The sequence below is a fragment of the Streptomyces sp. P6-2-1 genome (assembly GCF_050613165.1).
Lineage (GTDB): Bacteria > Actinomycetota > Actinomycetes > Streptomycetales > Streptomycetaceae > Streptomyces.
Map to the genome: position 1 here is coordinate 4,475,001 of NZ_CP192513.1, position 20,895 is coordinate 4,495,895.

Genomic DNA, 20,895 nt, shown 5'->3' on the forward strand with positions numbered 1-20,895 from the left:
CAACCAGGAGGTTGGCTTAGAAGCAGCCACCCTTGAAAGAGTGCGTAATAGCTCACTGGTCTAGTGATTCCGCGCCGACAATGTAGCGGGGCTCAAGCGTACCGCCGAAGTCGTGTCATTGCAGCAATACTCCCAACGGAGGCTGTGATGGGTAGGGGAGCGTCGTGTGCCGGGTGAAGCTGCCGTGTAAGCGAGTGGTGGACGGTTCACGAGTGAGAATGCAGGCATGAGTAGCGATTCACACGTGAGAAACGTGTGCGCCGATTGACTAAGGGTTCCTGGGTCAAGCTGATCTGCCCAGGGTAAGTCGGGACCTAAGGCGAGGCCGACAGGCGTAGTCGATGGATAACCGGTTGATATTCCGGTACCCGCTGTGAAGCGTCAAACATTGAATCCAGTGATGCTAAGCCCGTGAAGCCGCCCTGATCTCTTCGGAGTTGAGGGGAGTGGTGGAGCCGGTGACCCAGGCTGGTAGTAGGTGAGTGATGGGGTGACGCAGGAAGGTAGTCCATCCCGGGCGGTGGTTGTCCCGGGGTAAGGGTGTAGGGCGTTGCGTAGGTAAATCCGCGTAGCTTGTGCCTGAGACCTGATGCCGAGCCGATTGTGGTGAAGTGGATGATCCTATGCTGTCGAGAAAAGCCTCTAGCGAGTTTCATGGCGGCCCGTACCCTAAACCGACTCAGGTGGTCTGGTAGAGAATACCGAGGCGTTCGGGTGAACTATGGTTAAGGAACTCGGCAAAATGCCCCCGTAACTTCGGGAGAAGGGGGGCCACACCTGGTGATCACTCTTGCAGTGTGAGCTGGGGGTGGCCGCAGAGACCAGCGAGAAGCGACTGTTTACTAAAAACACAGGTCCGTGCGAAGCCGTAAGGCGATGTATACGGACTGACGCCTGCCCGGTGCTGGAACGTTAAGGGGACCGGTTAGCTGACTTTCGGGTTGGCGAAGCTGAGAACTTAAGCGCCAGTAAACGGCGGTGGTAACTATAACCATCCTAAGGTAGCGAAATTCCTTGTCGGGTAAGTTCCGACCTGCACGAATGGCGTAACGACTTCTCGACTGTCTCAACCATAGGCCCGGTGAAATTGCATTACGAGTAAAGATGCTCGTTTCGCGCAGCAGGACGGAAAGACCCCGGGACCTTTACTACAGTTTGATATTGGTGTTCGGTTCGGCTTGTGTAGGATAGGTGGGAGACTTTGAAGCGGCCACGCCAGTGGTTGTGGAGTCGTTGTTGAAATACCACTCTGGTCGTGCTGGATGTCTAACCCGGGTCCGTGATCCGGATCGGGGACAGTGTCTGATGGGTAGTTTAACTGGGGCGGTTGCCTCCTAAAGAGTAACGGAGGCGCCCAAAGGTTCCCTCAGCCTGGTTGGTAATCAGGTGGTGAGTGTAAGTGCACAAGGGAGCTTGACTGTGAGACCGACGGGTCGAGCAGGGACGAAAGTCGGGACTAGTGATCCGGCGGTGGCTTGTGGAAGCGCCGTCGCTCAACGGATAAAAGGTACCCCGGGGATAACAGGCTGATCTTCCCCAAGAGTCCATATCGACGGGATGGTTTGGCACCTCGATGTCGGCTCGTCGCATCCTGGGGCTGGAGTCGGTCCCAAGGGTTGGGCTGTTCGCCCATTAAAGCGGTACGCGAGCTGGGTTTAGAACGTCGTGAGACAGTTCGGTCCCTATCCGCTGTGCGCGTAGGAATATTGAGAAGGGCTGTCCCTAGTACGAGAGGACCGGGACGGACGAACCTCTGGTGTGCCAGTTGTTCTGCCAAGGGCATGGCTGGTTGGCTACGTTCGGGAGGGATAACCGCTGAAAGCATCTAAGCGGGAAGCCTGCTTCGAGATGAGTGTTCCCACCTCCTTTGAGAGGGTAAGGCTCCCAGTAGACGACTGGGTTGATAGGCCGGATATGGAAGCCCTGTGAGGGGTGGAGTTGACCGGTACTAATAGGCCGAGGGCTTGTCCTCAGTTGCTCGCGTCCACTGTGTTGGTTCTGAAACCACGAACAACCGGACCACGTCCTTTTGAGGGGCGGGGTGGTTGTGGGTTTTATAGTGTTTCGGTGGTCATAGCGCGTGGGAAACGCCCGGTTACATTCCGAACCCGGAAGCTAAGCTGCGTAGCGCCGATGGTACTGCAAGGGGGACCTTGTGGGAGAGTAGGACGCCGCCGAACAATTATTGTGGGATTGCCCCGCACCATTCATTTGGTGCGGGGCTTTTCTGCGTTCCCGTGGAATGGGGGCCGGTGGAATGGCAACCGGTTGAATGCGTGGGCCCCGGGGCGTATACCGCCCCGGGGCCTGTTGCGCGGTTGTCAGGCGGCTGCTGCCGCCAGCTCGATGTCGAGGGATTCGCGGCGGATGCGCCGGTCCACGTAGAGGAGCACCGTGACGCCGGCGGTCAGGGGAAAGACGAACATCGTGGAGGCGATCATGCCGAGGCCCGAGAAGAGCCAGAAGGCGAAGCCGCCCGTGGTGGTCTCTCCCGAGCCCGCGAAGCCTGCCAGGAGGCCGAGCGCATCGAAGGGGAGCATGATGACGAACTGAGCCACCGACGCGATGAGTCCGGTCAGCAGCAGGATGCCGAAAGTGCGCCACCAGGCGCCGTCGACCAGCTTCGCGGAACGGCGCATCGCGTCCACGACGCCCTGCCGCTCCAGCACGAGCGCGGCCGTACTGAACGACAGACGGATGTACAGCCACACGGCGAGGACCACCCCGGCGAGGGCGCCGAGGAGCGTGAGCCCGTCGCCGCCGCCCGCCGCGTTCACCACGAGACCGGGGACGAGGCACACGAGGACCGCCGCCGCCGTGACGAGGGACAGCAGGACGGTCAGCCCGAGCAGCTTCCACAAGCGCGGGCGCGCCTCGCGCCAGGCGGCCTTCAGGCTCAGCGGGCGGCCGAGTACCGCGTGGCTCGCCACGGAGGTCAGCATCCCCACCGCGAGCGTCGAGCCGAGCAGCGCGACGAACTCGGCGGGCAGCGAACCGAGGCTGTAGAGGTTCGTGTCGCCGGACATCGTGCCCCGCACCGCGAGCGTGATGCCCACGACGAGGACCGCGAGCCCGAGCGAGATGCCCAGGACCGCCCGCCAGTACGTGCGCATCATGCGGAAGGCGCCACCGAGGATGTCCCCGAGTTCCAGCGGGCGCAACGGGATGACGCCCGGCTGCGGCGCGAGCGGCGGACCGCCCCAGCCGCCTCCGGGAGCGCCCCAGCCACCCCCCGGCCCGCCCCAGCCCGTGCCCGGGCCACCGGGAGGCGGCCCACCCGGGCCCGTACCGCCGTGGCGCCACCCGCTGGGCCCGGGAGCCTGCCCCTCGCCCCGCTGCCCCGGTATCGCTTCGGGCTGCCCCCGGCCCGTACCGCCCGGCGGGGGCGCGGAGCGGTCGTGCGGGGGTGGGGCGGGCTCGGGGGAGCCCTGCGAGGGGTTTTCGGGCACGGCGGGACCGGGGGTGTCCGTCATCGACGCTCCTTCGTGGGTGGTGCCGGGTCCGCTCAGGGACGGTGGCGTGGGCTCATCGTGTCACGCGAACAGGTGAGTCGGCGGGGCCGCCGAGCGGCGGGAACGGGGGTCTCCCGCGGCTTCTGCCGGGCCCCCGGATGAGGGCAGACTGGGGGAATGGCCCAAGAGTCCCCCGTACCGCAGGCACCCCTGTCCCCGCTCCCGGAGCAGTCACTCTCCGTGCTGCGCTGGGCCGAGCCGCCGGAGGGGCCGGTGGTGGTGCTCCTCGATCAGCGGCGGCTGCCGGATGAGGAGGCAGAGCTGGTGTGCACGGACGCGCCCGCGCTCGTCGAGGCCGTTCGCTCGCTCGCCGTGCGCGGGGCGCCGCTGCTCGGGATCGCGGGGGCGTACGGGGTCGCGCTCGCGGCCGTGCGCGGATTCGACGTGGACGAGGCGGCCGACGCGCTCGCCTCGGCTCGGCCCACGGCCGTGAACCTCGCGCGGGGTGCCCGGCGGGCGCAGCGCGCCTTCCGAGCCGCACGCGCGGCCGGGGCGGACCGGGCGGCCGCCGCCGCAGCGACGCTCGCCGAGGCGCGGGCGCTGCACGCCGAGGACGCGGCGGCCTCCGCGGCGATGGCCGCGCACGGCGCGACGCTGCTCGAAGGGCTGCTGCCGGGCGGCGGGTACCGGCTGCTCACGCACTGCAACACCGGGGCACTCGTCTCCGGGGGCGAGGGCACCGCCTTCGCCGTGGCGCTCGCCGCGCACCGCGCGGGGCGGCTGCGCAGGCTGTGGGTGGACGAGACGCGGCCGCTGTGGCAGGGCGCCAGGCTGACCGCGTGGGAGGCGGCGCGGCGCCAAATGGCGTATACCTTGCTCGCGGACAACGCAGCCGGTTCGCTCTTCGCGGCCGGTGAGGTGGATGCCGTGCTGATCGGGGCGGACCGGATCGCGGCGGACGGGGCGGTGGCGAACAAGGTGGGCAGTTATCCGCTCGCGGTGCTCGCGCACCACCACCGGGTGCCGTTCGTCGTCGTCGCTCCGCTGTCCACGGTGGATCTCGCCACGGAGACAGGGGCGGCGATCGAGGTGGAGCAGCGGGCCGGGCACGAGGTGACCGAGGTGCGGGGGCGCGGGGGTCTCACGGTGCCGCTGGCACCGCTCGGGACGCGGGCGTACAACCCCGCTTTCGATGTCACACCGCCCGAACTGATCAGCGCGATTGTCACGGAGGCCGGGGTGGTGACCCCGGTGACGGCGGAGGGACTGGCGGCTCTGTGTGCCAGTTCACGTCAGGCAACGATGAGCTAATGGGATGATGTCAGTCATGAAGGGACGAGTCCTTGTCGTCGACGACGACACCGCACTGGCCGAGATGCTCGGCATCGTGCTGCGTGGTGAAGGTTTCGAGCCGTCGTTCGTCGCGGACGGCGACAAGGCGCTGGCCGCCTTCCGCGACACCAAGCCCGACCTGGTGCTGCTCGACCTGATGCTGCCCGGCAGGGACGGTATCGAGGTCTGCCGCCTGATCCGCGCCGAGTCCGGTGTCCCGGTCGTCATGCTCACGGCCAAGAGCGACACCGTGGACGTCGTGGTCGGCCTGGAGTCGGGCGCCGACGACTACATCGTCAAGCCGTTCAAGCCCAAGGAGCTGGTGGCCCGTATCCGGGCCAGGCTGCGCAGGTCGGAGGAGCCGGCGCCCGAGCAGCTCACCATCGGTGACCTGGTCATCGACGTCGCCGGGCACTCGGTCAAGCGCGAGGGCCAGTCGATCGCGCTGACCCCGCTGGAGTTCGACCTGCTCGTCGCGCTCGCGCGCAAGCCGTGGCAGGTCTTCACCCGCGAGGTGCTCCTCGAACAGGTGTGGGGGTACCGGCACGCCGCCGATACGCGCCTGGTCAACGTGCACGTCCAGCGGCTGCGCTCCAAGGTCGAGCGCGACCCCGAGCGTCCCGAGATCGTCGTGACGGTGCGCGGTGTCGGCTACAAGGCCGGACCGAACTGACATGGCCGGGGACTGACATGACCAGGGGAAGTGCCGCACGCTCCGGCGGGCCTGGCAGGTTCGGCCGGATCGTCGCCCAGGGCCGGGCCCTCGGCGGGGGCGTGGGTGCCAACGGCAGCCCGTTCCTGCGGCTCTTCTCACGGTGGGTGCGGCGGCCGTTGCTGCCCGTCGCCCGTCTGTGGCGCCGCAATCTCCAGCTGAAGATCGTCGCGACGACGCTGCTCATGTCGATGGGCGTCGTGCTGCTGCTCGGTTTCGTCGTCGTCGGGCAGGTCCGCAACGGGCTGCTCGACGCGAAGGAGAAGGCGGCGCAGAGCCAGGCGAGCGGCGGCTTCATCGCCGCGCAGCAGAAGGCGAACGCGGAGGGCCCCGCCACGGGCGCGGCCGCCGACGGCACCTCGCAGGGCGACGCCCAGGAATCGGGGGCCGACGGCCGGCAGAACGCCAGCAGCTGGATGTCCGAACTCGTCACGCAGCTGGCCAGTGGCGGCCAGGGGTCCTTCGACGTCGTCGCGCTCGGCGCGGGCTCCGACAGCGGTACGACCGCGCGCAGCCCGCGCTCCTCGGGCCAGGTCCTGCCCCTGGAGAGCGTCCCGGCGGCGCTGCGCCAGGAGGTCGCGCACGGTACGGGCGCGTACCGCTCGTACACCCGCATCGTGTACGAGGCGGGCGCGCCCCGCGCCGCGCTCATCATCGGCCGCCAGGTCAACGACCTCTACGGGCAGCCGTACCAGCTCTACTACCTCTTCTCGCTCGACCAGGAGGCGAAGACCCTCAGCCTGGTCAAGACGACCCTCGCCACCGCCGGGATGTTCGTCGTGGTGCTGCTCGGGGCCATCGCGTGGCTCGTCGTGCGGCAGGTCGTCACGCCCGTGCGGATGGCCGCTTCGGTCGCGGAGCGGCTCTCGGCGGGCAAGCTCCAGGAGCGGATGAAGGTCACCGGCGAGGACGACATCGCGCGCCTCGGCGAGGCCTTCAACAAGATGGCGCAGAACCTCCAGCTCAAGATCAGGCAGCTGGAGGAGCTGTCGCGCATGCAGCGGCGCTTCGTGAGTGACGTCTCGCACGAGCTGCGGACGCCGCTGACCACGGTGCGGATGGCCGCTGACGTGATCCACGAGGCGCGCGCCGACTTCGACCCGGTCACCGCGCGTTCCGCGGAACTCCTCGCCGATCAGCTCGACCGCTTCGAGTCGCTCCTCGCCGACCTCCTGGAGATCAGCCGCTTCGACGCGGGCGCCGCCGCGCTCGACGCGGACGCCGTGGACCTGCGGCTCGTGGTGCGGCGGGTCGTGGAGGGCGCGCTGCCGCTCGCCGAGCGCAAGGGGAGCAGGGTCCTCGTCGTGGGCGACGAGCAGCCCGTCGTGGCCGAGGCCGACGTCCGCCGCGTGGAACGCGTCCTGCGCAACCTGGTCGTCAACGCCGTCGAGCACGGCGAGGGCCGCGACGTCGTCGTGCGGCTCGGCGCGGCGGGCGGCGCGGTCGCCGTCGCGGTACGGGACTACGGCGTCGGCCTGAAGCCGGGCGAGGCCACGCGGGTCTTCAGCCGTTTCTGGCGCGCCGACCCCGCGCGGGCCCGGACCACGGGCGGTACGGGCCTCGGCCTGTCGATCGCCCTGGAGGACGCGCGCCTGCACGGCGGCTGGCTCCAGGCGTGGGGCGAGCCGGGCGGCGGCTCGCAGTTCCGTCTGACGCTGCCGCGCACGGCGGACGAGCCGCTGCGGGGCTCGCCGATACCGCTGGAGCCCGAGGACTCGCGTGCGGCGGCCGCGCGCAAGGCCGCGGACGGCTCTTCCGCCACGGAGCCGGGGCGGCGTACGGCCGCGGTGGCGGGGCCGCCCGCGCTGCCCGCGGCGGTACGGGCCCCCGCCGCGCCGCGCGGGCCTGTCGCCGCCGACCCGACGGCGCTGCCGGGGAGCGGGGCGCGCGTGGTGACGCGGTCACGGCGCGGCGGCGACGCCGCACCGGAGCGGGCGGCCGGCCCTGTACGGGAGCGGGGCGACGGGGCCGTGGCGGAGCGGGCCGGTGGGTCCGTACGGGAGCGGGGCGACGAGCCCGTAGGGGAGACGGGGGCCGGGGGAGAGACCGAAGAGCCGGCGACGGGCCGGAGCGAGACGGAGGCAGGGGTGCGCCATGCGCGGTGAACGAGATCGTCGGACGGCTGCCGTGTCTGCCACGCCTGCCACGCCTGCCACGCCTGCCATCCCCGGCCAGCGGCGTCGCTGGAGCGGCGGCGTCGTGCTCGCCGCCGTCGGGGCGCTCGTGGCCGGGTGTGCGTCGATGCCGGACCACGGCGACGTGCAGCCCGTCGACTCCTCGACGCGCAACGACCCGCGCGTGCGGGTCTTCGGGGTCGCGCCGCGCGACGGCGCGCGGCCGCTCGAAGTCGTCGAGGGCTTCCTCGAAGCGCTCACGAGCGAGGACAGGGACTACGCCGTCGCGCGCAAGTACCTCACCGAGAAGGCGTCCCGCGACTGGCGGCCCGGCAGCAGGACGACCGTCCTCACCGACAGCGCCCGCCCCTCCCCGGCGCGCGGGACGCCACCGAACGAGGCCGGCGACGCGGACCAGGCGACGAGCTACACGTACGAGCTGACCGGCAAGAAGGTCGCGATGGTTGACGACCGGCTCTCGTACCACCCGAGCGACGCCACGTACCAGGAGACCGTGCGGCTCGTACGGACGGGCAAGGACAAGAAGGAATGGCGGATCGACCGGCCGCCGACCGGAGTCGTGCTCGGCAAGAACGACTTCCAGCGACTGTACTGGCCCGTCAACAAGTACTACTTCGCCGCGCGCACCGAGGAGGGGCGGCAGCCGCTCGTCGCCGACCCCGTGTACATCCGCTCGTGGGAGGACTCCGTCACGCAGACGGTCAAGGCGGTGCTCGACGGCCCGTCGGCGTGGCTCGGCGGCGTCGCGAGGAGCAGTTTCCCGGACGGGGTCGCGCTGCGCCGCGGCACGACCGCGCTCGCTCCCGACGACGACAACAGGCTCACCGTGCCGCTCGACGTGAACCGGGGCGATGTGAGCGCCGCCGAGTGCCGGCAGATGGCGACCCAACTGCTCTACTCGCTCCGCGACTTGGCATCGACGAGCGTCAGCATGGTCGAACTGCGGGCACGCAAGGGCTCCTTGTGCACACTCGACGAGGACGAGGCGGACGCGGTCGTACGGCGCGGCGCGGGGAAGTCGGACGGCCCCGACCAGTACTACCTGGACAAGAACCACCGGCTCGTGAACCTCAACTCGGCAGCTCGCGGCGACGAGTTGCCCGGCGGGGTGCCCGGACCGCTCGGCACGGGCGACCAGACCCTGCGCTCGGCCGCGGTCTCGCGCGACGAGAAGTACGGGGCCGGGGTCTCGCTCAACGGTGACAGGCTCTTCGTCTCGGCGCTCGCGGGGACGGGCGAACTGCGGTTCACGGGCGTGCGGAGCAAGGCGGCCGACGAGAAGAACCGTCTCTCGACGCCGAGCTGGGACGGTTTCGGCGACCTGTGGGTGGCGGACACGGACCCGAAGAACTCGCGCCTGATGTGGGTACGGAAGGGCTCGGCCGATCCGGTCGAGGTCAAGATCGCCGGGCTCGGCGACGGCGCGGCGATCGAGGCGGTACGCGCCTCGTCGGACGGGGTGCGGATCGCGCTCCTCGTCCGCGAGGACAAGCAGACGACCTTGCGGATAGGGCGCGTGGAGCGCACCGGCGAGGGCGACGCGACGAAGATCGCGGTCGCCGGACTGCGGGCCGCCGCACCGCAGTTGGAGGAGGTCACCGCGATGTCCTGGGCGGGTGGCAGCCGCCTCGTCGTCGCGGGCCGCGAAGAGGGCGGCGTGCGCCAGCTCCAGTACGTGCTGAGCGACGGCTCCACGCCGCCGAAGTCGACCCTCCCCGGTCTCAACGGCGTCACCGACATCGCCGCGTCCGACGACCCGGGGCTGCCCCTCATCGCCCACTCGTCGGACGGCATCGTGCGGCTGCCCGCGGGGATGAACTGGGAGACGGTGTCGAAGCAGGGGACGGGGCCGTTCTACCCGGGGTGAGGCGAGCGGCCGAGCGGGGTGAGGTGAGCGGTGGGGCGGGGTGAGGGGAGCGGTGGGGCGGAGGGTGCGGGTGCGGGTGCGGGACGGCGGGGGCCGGGCCGGTCCCGGCTCGGCTTCCCGGTAGCCCCGGTAGCCCCGGTAGCCCCGGTAGCCCCGGTAGCCCCGGCGGGTCCGGCGGGTCCGGTAGCCCCGGCGGGTCCGGCCCGTCCGTTAGCCCCGGCGGGTCCGGTCCGTATTCGTACCTCGTCTGCACTTCCTGCCTGTCTCCCGCTGACCGTTTCCTGTCGTCTGCCATGTGCTGGCTGCCACCTGCCACCTGCCACCTGCCACCTGTCGTCTGCCATGTGCTGGCGGCTGTCTGCCACCTGCCACCTGCCACCTGCCACGTGGCTGCCACCTGCCGCGTGGCTGACAGCTGACTGCCCGACCGAAGCCCGGTGTTCGTGCGGTGCCGTGCGGCGCGTCGGCCGAAGTCGCCTGCGTGTCAAGGCAAGTGGCGTGACGACGGGTGGTGCGGGATATCCCCTTGCCCAATGGTCAAGAGTCGTTGACCATTGCTCGCATGCCCACAGACGAGCCCTCCGAGGCCTTCCACGTCACCACGGACGAGCAGTTGCGTGCCGTCTCCAACCTCACGCGTCACCGGATCATGGCCCAGCTCCGCTTCGCACCGGCGACGATTACGCAGATCGCCGAGCGGGTCGGCCTCGCGAAGGGAAGTTCGAGCTACCACGTGCGGCTCCTGGAGCGGGCCGGTCTCGTGAAGGTGGTGCGGACGCGGAAGGTGCGCGGGGTCACCGAGCGGTACTACGCGATGGCCGCACGGTCCCTCGTACTGCCGACGCCGGGGGAGGGGCAGCCGGACACGTTGATGCGGAACGTGGTGGCGGACCTGGAGGCGGCGCCGGCCGATGACGAGCGATACGTGAGGCTCAGCCATCTCCGGCTCACGGACGAGCAGTTCGCCGAGCTGGGGGCGCGGCTTGAGGCGCTGGCGGACGAGTACGGGGAACTGTCCGATCCCTCGCTCCCCGACGTGTCGCTCGCCTTCGCGCTGTTCCGGCCCGCGGCACGCGCGCAGGCGCGGGGGGAGTCCGAGTGACGCCCGAGGCGCGGCAGGGGACAGGGAAGCTGCCGGGCGGGTTCGGGCGGCTGTGGAGCGCGCAGACGGTCTCCTCGCTCGGCGACGGGGTGACGCACGCCGCGCTGCCCCTGATCGCGCTCACCCTGACGCGGGACCCGATGGCGCTCGCCGTCGTCACCGCGGCCGGGACGCTGCCGTGGCTGCTCCTCGGGGTGCTCGGCGGCGCGCTCGTGGACCGCTGGGACAGGCGGCGGACCATGTGGCTCGCGGACGCGGGACGTGCCGTGCTGCTCGCGATACCCGCGGCCGCTGCCGTACTCGACGCGCTCAGCATTCCGCTGCTCGCGGCCGTCGCCTTCCTGCTCGGGCTCGGCGGACTCTTCTTCGACACCGCAGCCACGGCCTATCTGCCCGAGCTGCTGGAGCGTGATCCCGCACTCCTGGAACGTGCCAACTCCCGCTTGCGCGGGGCTCAGACCGTCATGTCCGGCTTCGCGGGGCCGCCCGCCGGAAGCGCGCTGCTCGCGTTCGGGCGGGCGGTGCCACTGCTCGCCGACGCGGTCTCGTTCCTGTGCTCCGCCCTGCTCGTACGGACGCTGCCCGCCGGTCCGAGGCCCGCCCCCGAGGCCCACGAGTCGCTGCTGCGCCAGGCGCGGGCCGGGGCCTCGTACGTCTTCCGCGACCGGCTGCTGCTCGGGCTCGCGCTGCGCCCCGCGGTCGGCAACATCGCCTTCCTCGCCGTGGACACCGTCCTGGCCCTCTTCGCGCACGACCGCCTCGGCATCGACACGTACGGCTTCGGGCTGCTCCTCACGGCGGAGGCCACCGGCGGCCTGCTGGGCGCCGCCCTCGCCTCCGTGCTCGGCCGACGACTCGGCACCGGCACCGCGCTGGCCTGCACGGCCGCCGTCGAAGCGCTCGCCATCCTCGGCCTGGCCGCCGCCCCGAACCCGTACGCGGCAGGGCCGGCACTCGCCGTCTGCGGGGCGGCGATGGGCGCCACGATGGTGCTGGGGCCCTCGCTCAGACAGGCGATCGTTCCCGCCCACCTCATGGGCCGGGTCACCTCGACCTCGCGGATGCTGGCCATGTGCGCGGCGCCGCTCGGGGCCTTTCTCGGCGGCTGGCTGGCCACCGCCTACGACGTCCGCACCCCGGTCTACGCCGCCGGTGGCCTCCTGCTGGTGACCACGGCGGTCACGGCGACCATGACGAGCAACCGCAGGGTCGACGCGGCGCGGCGGGCCGCGGCGGCGTCGACGACGACGGAGGGCGGCGACCAGGGCGAGCCGGTGGCGGCGGAGGCGGCGGGGGAGATGCCGTGAGGGGTGCGGGGCCGCGTTCGGGCCGGGCCGGGGTGCGGCTGCCGCGCCTCCCGGGCGGGCGGCCGCCCCGCCCGTAGGCTCCCCGCATGAGTGCTCACGGCCCCCTGCTCGTCCACCATCTCGGCCTCTTCGTGACCGATTTCGCCACAGCCGAACGCTTCTGGACGGCGGCCCTCGCCCCGCTCGGCATCGTCCCCGGCTACCGCGCCGAGGGCCTGGCCGAGTACTGGCACGAGGGCCACGACACCCCCTCGCTGGCGCTGCAACGCGTCACCGACCCGGCGGCGGAGACCCGCGGCCTCCACCTCGCCTTCGCCGCGCGGAACCACGCCGAGGTCGACGCCTTCCACCGCGCGGCCCTCGCCCACGGCGGCACGGAACGGTACGCGCCGCGGCACTGGGACGAGTACCGGGCGTACTGCGCCTTCGTGAGTGACGCGGTGGGGAACAACGTGGAGGCGCTGGTGAAGGAGGGGCGGGGGTAGGGGGTCCCGCGTGCCGGGTCCCGCGGGCGCCGGGCGGGCCGTCCGGCGGCTCAGGCCGGGCGGGGGGTCCGCCCGGGGAACAGGCGCGCCGCCTTCTCGGCCGCCCGGTAGCCCTCGCGTACGCACTCGACAGCGAGGACCGTCGAGTCCGCGTGCGCGGTGCGCAGCGGCAGGATCGCCTGGTATCCCGGCGACTCGTACCACTCGTGCGCCCTCGCGAGGTCGGGGAACTCCAGGATCACGAGGTCGCCCCGCGCCGTGCCCTCGTACAGGGTGGGGGGACCGCCGTGCACGAGGAAGCGGCCGCCGTACGGCGCCATCGTGGCGTCGATCCGCTCCATGTAGTCGGCGATGTCGGGGCAGGTCTCGACGTTCCTCAGCAGCCCGATCATGAGCGCGCGCGGCGCGCTCCCGTCCTGGTCCCGCTGAGGCGTGCGAGCGGTGTACGTCATCGTCTTCTCCCTTGCGTGCGGGGCTTCTTCGCCCTGAGGTGGGGTGGGCGGGTGCCCTCGGTCCCCGCCCCGGCGGGCCGATGCCCCGATCATGGACGCGCCCGTTCGCCGCGGCCATGACCTCACAGGTCAAGACGGGCCGGGGTGGGGTCCGTACACTCGCGGGCATGAGCGTCCAGACCGAAGTCGCGCCTCTGGGCGTGCTGTTGCGGACGTGGCGCGAGCGACGCCGGTACAGCCAGCAGGAGTTGTCGAACCGCTCGGGGGTGTCGACGCGGCACCTGAGCCGTGTGGAGACGGGCAAGGCGCGTCCGACGCCGGAGATGCTCGTCCACCTCTGCGAGAACCTCGACCTGCCCCTGCGCGAGCGCAACCGGCTGTTGCTGGCGGGCGGTTACGCGCCGCGCTACCAGGACCGGCGCGCGGACGACGCGTCGGTCGCCCTCGTCATGGACGGTCTGCGCGCCCTTCTCGACGCCCATCTGCCGTATCCCGCGCTGCTCCTGGACGAGTACTGGGACATCGTGGACGCCAACGCGGCCGTCGACCACCTGCTGGCCGGTTGCGCGCCGCGGCTCCTGGAGCCGCCCGTCAACGTCGTCAGGGTCTCCCTGCACCCGGACGGGCTCGCCGGGCGCATCGGGAACCCGGCGGAGTGGGGCGGCCACCTGCTGCGGCAACTCGACCACCGCGCCGAACGCACCCACGACGAGCGGCACCACGCGCTGGCGGCGGAGGCGGCCGGATACCTGGCGGCGGCCGGGTACCCGGCGGAGGCGGCGGGCCACCGGGGCGGCGCGGCGGACCCGGGCGCCGCGCCCGCGGGGCCTGTGCTGAGTCTCGACATCGACGTGGACGGGACGCCGCTCCGGTTCTTCAGCACCTCGGCGGTCCTCACGACGGCGACGGACGCCGGTCTGGCCGGGCTGCACCTGGAGACGTTCCTGCCCGCCGACGAGGCGACCAGGCGGTGGCTGCACCGGCGGTAGGGGGCAGAACGCTGCCGTGCGGTGTCAGGGACTCGTGCGGAAGCGGCGGCAGACGTGGACGCGGCCGAACTCCGCCCGCAGGCGCGCCTCTTCGGAGAGCGGAGCGTGGGCGAAGACTTTGACGGGGGCGAGCCGCTCACGGCCGGGGCGCACGGCCCGGCCCGGCTCCGCCGCGTCGTGGTAGTGGTCCGCGTAGACGTGCAGGTAGTGCTCGCCCTCGGTGAAGCCCTGGGCGCGGTACCAGGCGAGGGTGCCGGGATCGTCGCGGGTCCAGGCGTCGAGGGTCTCCGCGCCGAGGCGCCGCGCCTCGGCACGTACGCGGGTGAGGAGAGCGGCGGCCAGCCCGCGGCGCCGGTGCGCCGGGTGCACGGCGACGGTGTCGATCGTGGCGAGACCCCCGTCGAGCGAGGCGGCCATGATCCCCACGACCTCGCCGCCCGCGTCGACGGCGACGAGGTCGAGCCCCGGGTGCGGGGTGGCGGGCTTGGCGCGGAGGACGTCGTCGAAGTAGGCGGAGTCGAGGAAGGAGAGGACCCGGCAGCGAAGCCAGGAAGGGCTGTCGGCGGGGGTCGCCGGGCGGAGGATGGCCGGGGGAGCGGGCGTGGGCACGGGACTCCTTGGGACGGGACGGCGGGGTGGCGGGGGACAGGGCGGGTGCGGCACCGGCCGGAACGGGGTCCGCTTCCGCTGCCGGCGCCGGAGGTCTCGGGACGGGGGACGGGGGACGGGGGACGGGTGCGGGCTGATTCTCGGTCGGCACGGGGGACCGTTCCACCGGTTTTCGGGCGGGCCCGCCCACTGCCCCGTGGGCGGGCTCGCCGACTGCTTGGTGGGCGGGCTCGCCGACTGCCCGGTGGGCGGGCCGCCCACGCCCGCACGGTCGCGACAGGCCGCGCGCCTGGTGGGACGGGCGCGGGTGCGCGTACGACCTGTCCGCGTGCGGGGCGGATGCGGGCGCGGGTGCGCGTACGACCTGTCCGCGTGCGGGGCGGATGCGGGCGCGGGTGCGCGTACGACCTGTCCGCGTGCGGGGCGGGTGCGCGTGCGGGTGCGCGTACGACCTGTCCCTGGACGAGCGGGTGGGCGCCGTGGGTCTGTCGGCCCGAGTCATGGCGGGGCGGGGGCCGGCCGATGAGCGGGCGGGCGGACCCGGGGGACGGCGGGTGAGGGCGGCCGCCACTTCGCGCACCCGGCGGGCGAGGTGATGCTCCTCGACATGGGGCAGGGGCAGGGGCGGCACGGCTCGGTGGTGCTGAGGGGCTTCCGCCGGGCCGGGCCTCGCCCGCCTGCCGTCCGCCCGCCTCACACCGTGAGCTTGACCGCCTCGATCCACGAGTCGTTGTCGTGGGTACCGGCGTAGGTGAAGTCGAGTCCGGCGCCGGGTTCGTCGCAGGCCAGGTCGAGCCAGTCGTCGTCGTGGACGGAGGAGGACTGGCACACGACGCCCCTGCCGCCGTCGACGCTGACGGTGAAGCCCAGCATGTGCGGGGCGTCCTCCTTGGTGCTGCCGAGGTAGTTGTCCTCGCCGTCGACGGCGTTCGACCAGGGGTCGGGGAAGTGCCCCTCGCCGGTGGTCGACGCGGGATCGTGGACGAAGGCGCCGCCGGACGTGCCCTTGGTCCCGGCGACGGCGATGTCCACGGCCGTGAGCGGCGTCCCCGAGCCCGGCGTGCCCGCCGTCTCGCCGTCGCACGCCGCGTCGCTCCAGCCCTTGCCCGCCGGGTGGACCCGGTAGCAGATGTGCCGTCCGGCGGGGTCCTTCGCGGCCAGCTCGCGCACGGCGGTCGCCGCGGTCCTCTCGGGTGCCTTCTCCGGTGCCCTGGACTCCTCCTCCGAGCCGCCGCCCCCGCCCCCCTGCGGCGTCTCGGCGGCGGGCGGGGGAGCCGGGGCGGTGGCTGCCGGGGCCTTCGGCGCCTCCGGGGTCGGCGAGGGGGCGGGCGGCAGCGTGCTGACGCCCGCTTGCTGGAGCTTCTCGGTGGCGGCCGTGGCGACCTGGGGCCTGTACGCGATCCACAGCATCGTGAACGTGATGGCCAGCGCCGTGAGGACGCCGAGGCAGGCCGCCAGCCAGCGCGGCGCCACGGCCCGCTGCACGTACGTACCCTCCACGTCCAGTGGCTCCACGCCCGAGCGCCGCACCGCGAACGTGAAGGGCCGCCTCTCCGCCGAGCCGAACCAGGTGATCCGCCGCGGTCGCAGCGTCGTCTCGACGAACGCCGCGCGGCCCGGCTCGATCCTGACACTGCCAGGGCGTATGTCGTACGACAGCTGATCGCCGTTGTCGCCGCCGTTCACCGAAGCGGTCAGCGGCACGTTGCCGAGGTTGTCCACGGCCAGTCTCGGGCGGCCCCGGAAACGGCCCTTCACCGCCGGAGGGACCAACTCCGCGCGCACCTCGGTGAAGGGGGTGACCGTGACGACCCCTTCGGGGACCGTCGTCGCCTCGGGATGCTCCGTCGGCGTGATCCGCACCGCGTACGGGTGGGGTCCCGCGGCCGCGTCCGGCGTGCGCGGCGGAGCGAAGGCCAGCTCCACGGTGCCGGTCGTGCCCGGGTACAAGCGCAGCGAGCGCGGCTCCACGCCGATCCAGGGCGCGAGGGCTCCCACCGCTTCGAAGCGGTACTCGTCCACCACGTCACCCGTGTTGCGCAGCCGCAGCCGCACCGTCGTACTGCCACCCGGGTCCACAGTCGCGGAGGCGGGATCGAGGGAAGTCCAGAGGCTCACTCCCGGACCTTATGGGCGCGGCGGACGCCACGTCAGGTGCCCAGGGGGCAGGGTGCGTGCCCGATCGGGCGGCCGGATGACACGGCCACGGGCGGGAGTCGACGCGTCGGGTGCGCGCTCGCGGGCCGATTATCGGTTCCCGCTTGTGGACAACCCGGGTGTTTCCGTCACCGCGCTCACTCTTACGGGTGGGGCGTGTGACGGGTTCCGGGAGTCTGTCCACAGATCCGCCGTGGTGGCGGTTCGGGAGGCGCGGGCGGGGGATCGTGGGGGTGTGGACGGGTGGTGGAGCGCCTTCGCCGAACTGGTGCTGCCCGCGGACTGCTTCGGGTGCGGGGCGGGCGGGGCGCCGGTGTGCGCGGCGTGCGGTGAGGCGCTGAGCGGGGCGGGAGCGCGGCGGGTCCGGCCGGAACCGCCGCCGGCCGGTTTGCCGGGGGTCAGTGCGGCGGTCGCTTACGAGGGGGTGGTGCGGAGGGTGTTGCTCTCCTACAAGGAACGAGGAGCCCTCGGGCTCGCAGGGCCGCTCGGCGGTGCGCTCGCCGCGGCGGTGCGGCACGGCGTGGGCATGGGCACGGGCGGGGGTGCGCGCGGGGACGCGGGCGGGGCCGCGGGTCCTGTCGTGCTCGTGCCGGTGCCTTCGGCGGCGCGGGCGGTACGGGCCAGGGGGCACGACCACGTGCCCCGGCTCGCGCGTGCCGCCGCCGAGCGGTTGCGGGCCGGGGGGTGCGCGGCGCGGGTCGTTCCCGCACTCGCGCTCCGCCGGGAGGTACGGGACCAGGCGGGGCTCGGCGCGCGGGAGCGACGGACCAACCTCGCCGGGGCCGTACGGGTACGGGCCGGGGGCGTGCGGCTCCTGCGCGGGGCTCCGCCCCGTACGACGGTCGTACTGGTCGACGACCTCATGACGACCGGCGCCACGATTGCCGAGGCCGCGCGCGCATTACGCGCGGCAGACGTGGAAGGAGTGCACCGAGGAGATCGTTCCAGCCGTCCCGGAGGGGCGGGGGAAAGGATCACGATGGCCGTCCGGGCGGCCGTCGTCGCGGTTTCTCCACGCGCCTTCGAAATAAACCGGAACTGAGCGAGAATTTCGATTTTCGCAGGCAGGGAGGGGCGTAATTCGCCTGAACGGAGGTATCACTCGGCAGCGGGTGCCGTTTGACCACCGGGCGAGATATGTTCGGAGGTGGGGAAGCCACCGGCCGCGAGGCCACCGGCTTTCCCGTGCGAGATGTCGCCCCTCGTCATGTAGGCGTGACCCCTGGTGGGAGCGAGCCGCCGGGGCGGAGGAGGTGGGGTTCACCGTGTCCGGGGCTCCCGGGGGAATTCCGGGGGCCTGGTGCAAGTGGGAGTTTCTCCGCCGCGGGCGGAGTGAATCCGGGAACGGAGTTCTGCGTGGACATCGACATCGTCGTCAAGGGCCGTAAGACCGAGGTGCCCGAGCGGTTCCGCAAGCATGTGGCCGAAAAGCTGAATGTGGAGAAGATCCAGAAGCTCGACGGCAAGGTGATGAGTCTGGACGTCGAGGTGTCCAAGGAACACAATCCGCGGCAGGCCGACCGCTGCGACCGCGTGGAGATCACGCTGCGCTCGCGCGGTCCTGTGATCCGCGCCGAGGCGTGCGCCGCCGATCCGTACGCGGCCCTGGACCTCGCCGTCGCGAAGCTCGCCGCCCGGATGCGCAAGGAGCACGACAAGCGCCGTACGCGGCGCGGCACCGAGCGGCTGACCGCCGCCGAGGTCGGCGAGCGCGTGCCGGGCACCGCCGGGCTCAACGAGGACGGCACCTTCGCCGAGCCGCAGCCCGAGAGCGACGGCGCCGTGCCGACGAAGAAGGTCGGTTCCCTGGAGGTCCAGGGCGACGGACCGCTCGTGGTACGCGAGAAGACGCACGTGGCGGCCCCGATGTCGCTCGACCAGGCGCTCTACGAGATGGAGCTGGTCGGCCACGACTTCTACCTCTTCGTGGACGCGGAGACGAAGGAGCCGAGCGTGGTCTACCGACGGCACGCCTACGACTACGGCGTCATCCACCTGTCGAGCGACCCAATGGTGGCCCAGGCCCCCGAACCCGCCGGTGCGGGCGGCGCTCTGGGCGGCCAGGAGAACTGAGATCTGAGGACTGAGGGAGGGTACCGGCCCGGGCTGCTTGGTCGCGGGTCCTGCTGGCCCGGGGCCGGTTTGTCGAGGGTCTCGCCCGCCCCGGGCCGGTCGGTTGAGGGGCCCTGTCGGCCCGGGCAGGTCGACTGACGGGCCAACCCCTCCCGGACCGGTCGGCTCGGCTCGGCGAGGCCGCCCGGCGGCCGGTGGAAGGGGCTGGGTGACCTGGCCCGGGCTGGTCGATCGGGCGTGGACGGGTGGGTTGGTTCGGCGGCCCGTGGAAGGGGCCGGGTGACCTGGCCCGGGTCGGTCGATCCGGCGTGGACGGGTGGGTTGGTTCGGGGTGGCCGCCGCGGCTGGGCGGGTGGGACGAGTGGTCGAACACCCTGCTCTACGGGGTGCCCCCGCCCCGGTCACCCGGCCCGAGCCGGTCGGGAGGCTGATGCCGGGCGGGAAGGCACGATCGCCCCGGTCGCCGTGCCACGTCGGCTGCGCATGAGTGTCGAGCGTGCCGGGGCACCGTGCACCCGGCGGGCACGGGCACGATCTTCACGTTGATCAGTCCGTCGGCGGAGCTGCGGGATCTCGAAGCCGCGGACGTGACCCGTGATCTGGTCGTCGCCGCCCGCACCACGCCTCCCGCCGACGCCTCGCGCCCGGCCCTGGTCAGGAAATAGCCGGTGCGGCGATGGCGTCGGCGCGCGGCCGTGGGCAGGGAGGATGCCTCCGCGCTCGGTGCGGCTGAGCGGCTCCTGCTGCTGGACTGGCTGAACCGTGTGGCGGACACGTGGCCCGGCGGGCTGCCCGCTGGAAGCTGCGACAGGGCCCAGGGCGGCACTCGGTCGGGCGGGTTCCGCTGCTGTGGCATGGGCGGGATGTAGCCGGTGCCCGGTCGGCCGTGCCCCGCGTGCCGGGGCTGCTATCTCCCTGAGTGAGAGTTCGGCGCGGGGCTCGAAGCCGGGGGACCCGTGCGGCCGTGGGGGGGGGGCTGACCCTTCGCTGACCTGGCCTGTTCTGCGGGGCGGGTTGGCGGCGCGGGCCGACGGACTTGGCCGGGACGGGCCCTCGGTCGGGCTGGCCGGGGGATGGGCCGACCGAGCCGACCCGGGACGGCTGAACCGGCCCCGGACGGGTGAGCTGGCGGGGCGGGGTGAGTGGTGTGATGGCGGTGCGCCCCATTGTGACGTTCTGCGTGCGCTTTTGGCGCAGGGGAGTTCCTCGGCCGGTGATCGTCGGGGTGTGCGGGAGTGCGCTGGGGCGTGAGGGCGAAGACCCGTACGCCGGTTCTGGTCGGTGCCCCTGGTGTGCGCTGATGCGCCCCCAGGGCTTCAAGCCGGGGTCCCGAGCGGCCCACGGGGAGTGCGGGACGTGGAATCATTGGCCGAACGGCCAACCGGCCCGCAGCCGCACCCGGTTGAGTCGGCTCATACAGTCGTGGCTTCAGGGGGAAGAGACGATGGCGGACAGCTTCGGGCCGAGGCGGGACGCGGGAGCCGGGGGTGCCTCCGGCGGATTCCGCCCCGATGAGGACGAACCGAGGCCCCGCGCCGAACCGATCCGGGTCCTGGTCGTCGATGATCACGCCCTCTTCCGGCGCGGCTTGGAGATCGTGCTCGCCACGGAGGAGGACATCGAGGTCGTCGGCGAGGCCGGGGACGGTTCCGAGGCCGTCGAGAAGGCGACCGACCTGCTCCCCGACATCGTGCTCATGGACGTGCGGATGCCCAAGCGCGGCGGCATCGAGGCGTGCACGGCGATCAAGGAGGTCGCCCCCAGCGCGAAGATCATCATGCTGACGATCAGCGACGAGGAGGCCGACCTCTACGACGCGATCAAGGCAGGCGCCACCGGCTACCTCCTCAAGGAAATCTCCACGGACGAGGTCGCCACCGCGATCCGCGCCGTCGCGGACGGGCAGTCACAGATCAGCCCCTCGATGGCGTCGAAGCTGCTCAGCGAGTTCAAGTCGATGATCCAGCGCACCGACGAACGCCGCCTCGTCCCCGCGCCCCGGCTCACCGACCGCGAGATGGAAGTCCTCAAGCTCGTCGCGACCGGGATGAACAACCGGGACATCGCCAAAGAGCTGTTCATCAGCGAGAACACGGTGAAGAACCACGTGCGGAACATCCTGGAGAAGCTGCAACTGCACTCGCGGATGGAAGCGGTGGTGTACGCGATGCGGGAGAAGATCCTCGAAATCCGCTGAGCGGCGGGGACTACGGCACGGCCGTC

At 71.9% G+C, this 20,895-nt stretch carries 16 protein-coding genes and 2 rRNA genes (1 of these 18 cut by a window edge); 14 read left to right on the forward strand and 4 right to left on the reverse strand.

The features are described from left to right. Positions 1-1,972, forward strand: a 23S ribosomal RNA gene (locus tag ACQYWQ_RS19290); it begins 1,150 nt to the left of the window's first position. Positions 1,973-2,063: 91 nt separating this feature from the next. After that, positions 2,064-2,180: ribosomal RNA gene (rrf, locus tag ACQYWQ_RS19295) — 5S ribosomal RNA — on the forward strand. A gap of 141 nt (positions 2,181-2,321) precedes the next feature. Here the strand turns inward: rrf and ACQYWQ_RS19300 are convergent. Beyond that, complete coding sequence (locus ACQYWQ_RS19300; protein ID WP_431036159.1) at positions 2,322-3,473, reverse strand: glycerophosphoryl diester phosphodiesterase membrane domain-containing protein; 1,152 nt, start codon at positions 3,471-3,473, stop codon at positions 2,322-2,324. Positions 3,474-3,629: 156 nt separating this feature from the next. On the opposite strand from ACQYWQ_RS19300, the gene mtnA reads away from it, so the two are divergent. The 7 genes from mtnA (at position 3,630) to ACQYWQ_RS19335 (ending at position 12,392) form a co-directional block, all read left to right on the forward strand. Then, positions 3,630-4,763 (forward strand): S-methyl-5-thioribose-1-phosphate isomerase, encoded by a 1,134-nt coding sequence (gene mtnA, locus ACQYWQ_RS19305; RefSeq protein WP_431036161.1) that lies wholly within the window; start codon positions 3,630-3,632, stop codon positions 4,761-4,763. Between the two features lie 4 nt (positions 4,764-4,767). Further along, on the forward strand, positions 4,768-5,457 hold the full coding sequence (gene mtrA, locus ACQYWQ_RS19310) for a two-component system response regulator MtrA (RefSeq protein ID WP_007822956.1): 690 nt from the start codon (positions 4,768-4,770) through the stop codon (positions 5,455-5,457). A 17-nt stretch (positions 5,458-5,474) separates the two neighbouring features. Beyond that, positions 5,475-7,601: an MtrAB system histidine kinase MtrB gene (gene mtrB, locus ACQYWQ_RS19315; protein WP_431036163.1), complete on the forward strand. Its 2,127-nt coding sequence runs from the start codon at positions 5,475-5,477 to the stop codon at positions 7,599-7,601. 58 nt (positions 7,602-7,659) lie between these two features. Next, positions 7,660-9,498 carry an LpqB family beta-propeller domain-containing protein gene (locus ACQYWQ_RS19320; RefSeq protein ID WP_431039253.1) on the forward strand — a complete coding sequence of 613 codons (1,839 nt, stop codon included), beginning with the start codon at positions 7,660-7,662 and terminating at the stop codon, positions 9,496-9,498. Positions 9,499-10,060: 562 nt separating this feature from the next. Next, positions 10,061-10,600 carry an ArsR/SmtB family transcription factor gene (locus tag ACQYWQ_RS19325; protein WP_431036164.1) on the forward strand — a complete coding sequence of 180 codons (540 nt, stop codon included), beginning with the start codon at positions 10,061-10,063 and terminating at the stop codon, positions 10,598-10,600. A 29-nt stretch (positions 10,601-10,629) separates the two neighbouring features. Next, positions 10,630-11,907, forward strand: a complete 1,278-nt coding sequence (locus tag ACQYWQ_RS19330; RefSeq protein ID WP_431039254.1) for an MFS transporter — start codon at positions 10,630-10,632, stop codon at positions 11,905-11,907. 86 nt (positions 11,908-11,993) lie between these two features. Then, a complete protein-coding gene (locus ACQYWQ_RS19335) occupies positions 11,994-12,392 on the forward strand; it encodes a VOC family protein (protein ID WP_431036166.1) in 399 nt (132 codons plus the stop codon). Positions 12,393-12,442: 50 nt separating this feature from the next. On the opposite strand, the gene ACQYWQ_RS19340 is transcribed toward ACQYWQ_RS19335, so the two are convergent. Beyond that, positions 12,443-12,844, reverse strand: a complete 402-nt coding sequence (locus ACQYWQ_RS19340; RefSeq protein ID WP_431036167.1) for a DUF1330 domain-containing protein — start codon at positions 12,842-12,844, stop codon at positions 12,443-12,445. Between the two features lie 167 nt (positions 12,845-13,011). Between ACQYWQ_RS19340 and ACQYWQ_RS19345 the strand changes: the two genes are divergently transcribed. Beyond that, complete coding sequence (locus tag ACQYWQ_RS19345) at positions 13,012-13,833, forward strand: helix-turn-helix domain-containing protein (protein WP_431036168.1); 822 nt, start codon at positions 13,012-13,014, stop codon at positions 13,831-13,833. Positions 13,834-13,857: 24 nt separating this feature from the next. On the opposite strand, the gene ACQYWQ_RS19350 is transcribed toward ACQYWQ_RS19345, so the two are convergent. Next, positions 13,858-14,442, reverse strand: a complete 585-nt coding sequence (locus tag ACQYWQ_RS19350; RefSeq protein ID WP_431036169.1) for a GNAT family N-acetyltransferase — start codon at positions 14,440-14,442, stop codon at positions 13,858-13,860. Between the two features lie 693 nt (positions 14,443-15,135). Beyond that, complete coding sequence (locus tag ACQYWQ_RS19355; RefSeq protein ID WP_431036171.1) at positions 15,136-16,560, reverse strand: hydrolase; 1,425 nt, start codon at positions 16,558-16,560, stop codon at positions 15,136-15,138. Positions 16,561-16,834: 274 nt separating this feature from the next. Here ACQYWQ_RS19355 and ACQYWQ_RS19360 point away from each other — a divergent pair, with 274 nt between their 5' ends. The 4 genes from ACQYWQ_RS19360 (at position 16,835) to ACQYWQ_RS19375 (ending at position 20,869) form a co-directional block, all read left to right on the forward strand. Next, complete coding sequence (locus ACQYWQ_RS19360; protein WP_431036173.1) at positions 16,835-17,641, forward strand: ComF family protein; 807 nt, start codon at positions 16,835-16,837, stop codon at positions 17,639-17,641. A 320-nt stretch (positions 17,642-17,961) separates the two neighbouring features. After that, on the forward strand, positions 17,962-18,672 hold the full coding sequence (hpf, locus tag ACQYWQ_RS19365; protein WP_431039255.1) for a ribosome hibernation-promoting factor, HPF/YfiA family: 711 nt from the start codon (positions 17,962-17,964) through the stop codon (positions 18,670-18,672). A 542-nt stretch (positions 18,673-19,214) separates the two neighbouring features. Then, positions 19,215-19,337, forward strand: coding sequence for a hypothetical protein (locus ACQYWQ_RS19370; protein ID WP_431036175.1), 123 nt, complete (start codon positions 19,215-19,217; stop codon positions 19,335-19,337). Positions 19,338-20,116: 779 nt separating this feature from the next. Then, entirely contained in the window at positions 20,117-20,869 is a 753-nt protein-coding gene (locus ACQYWQ_RS19375; RefSeq protein ID WP_431036176.1) for a response regulator, read from the forward strand. Positions 20,870-20,895 lie beyond the last annotated feature (26 nt).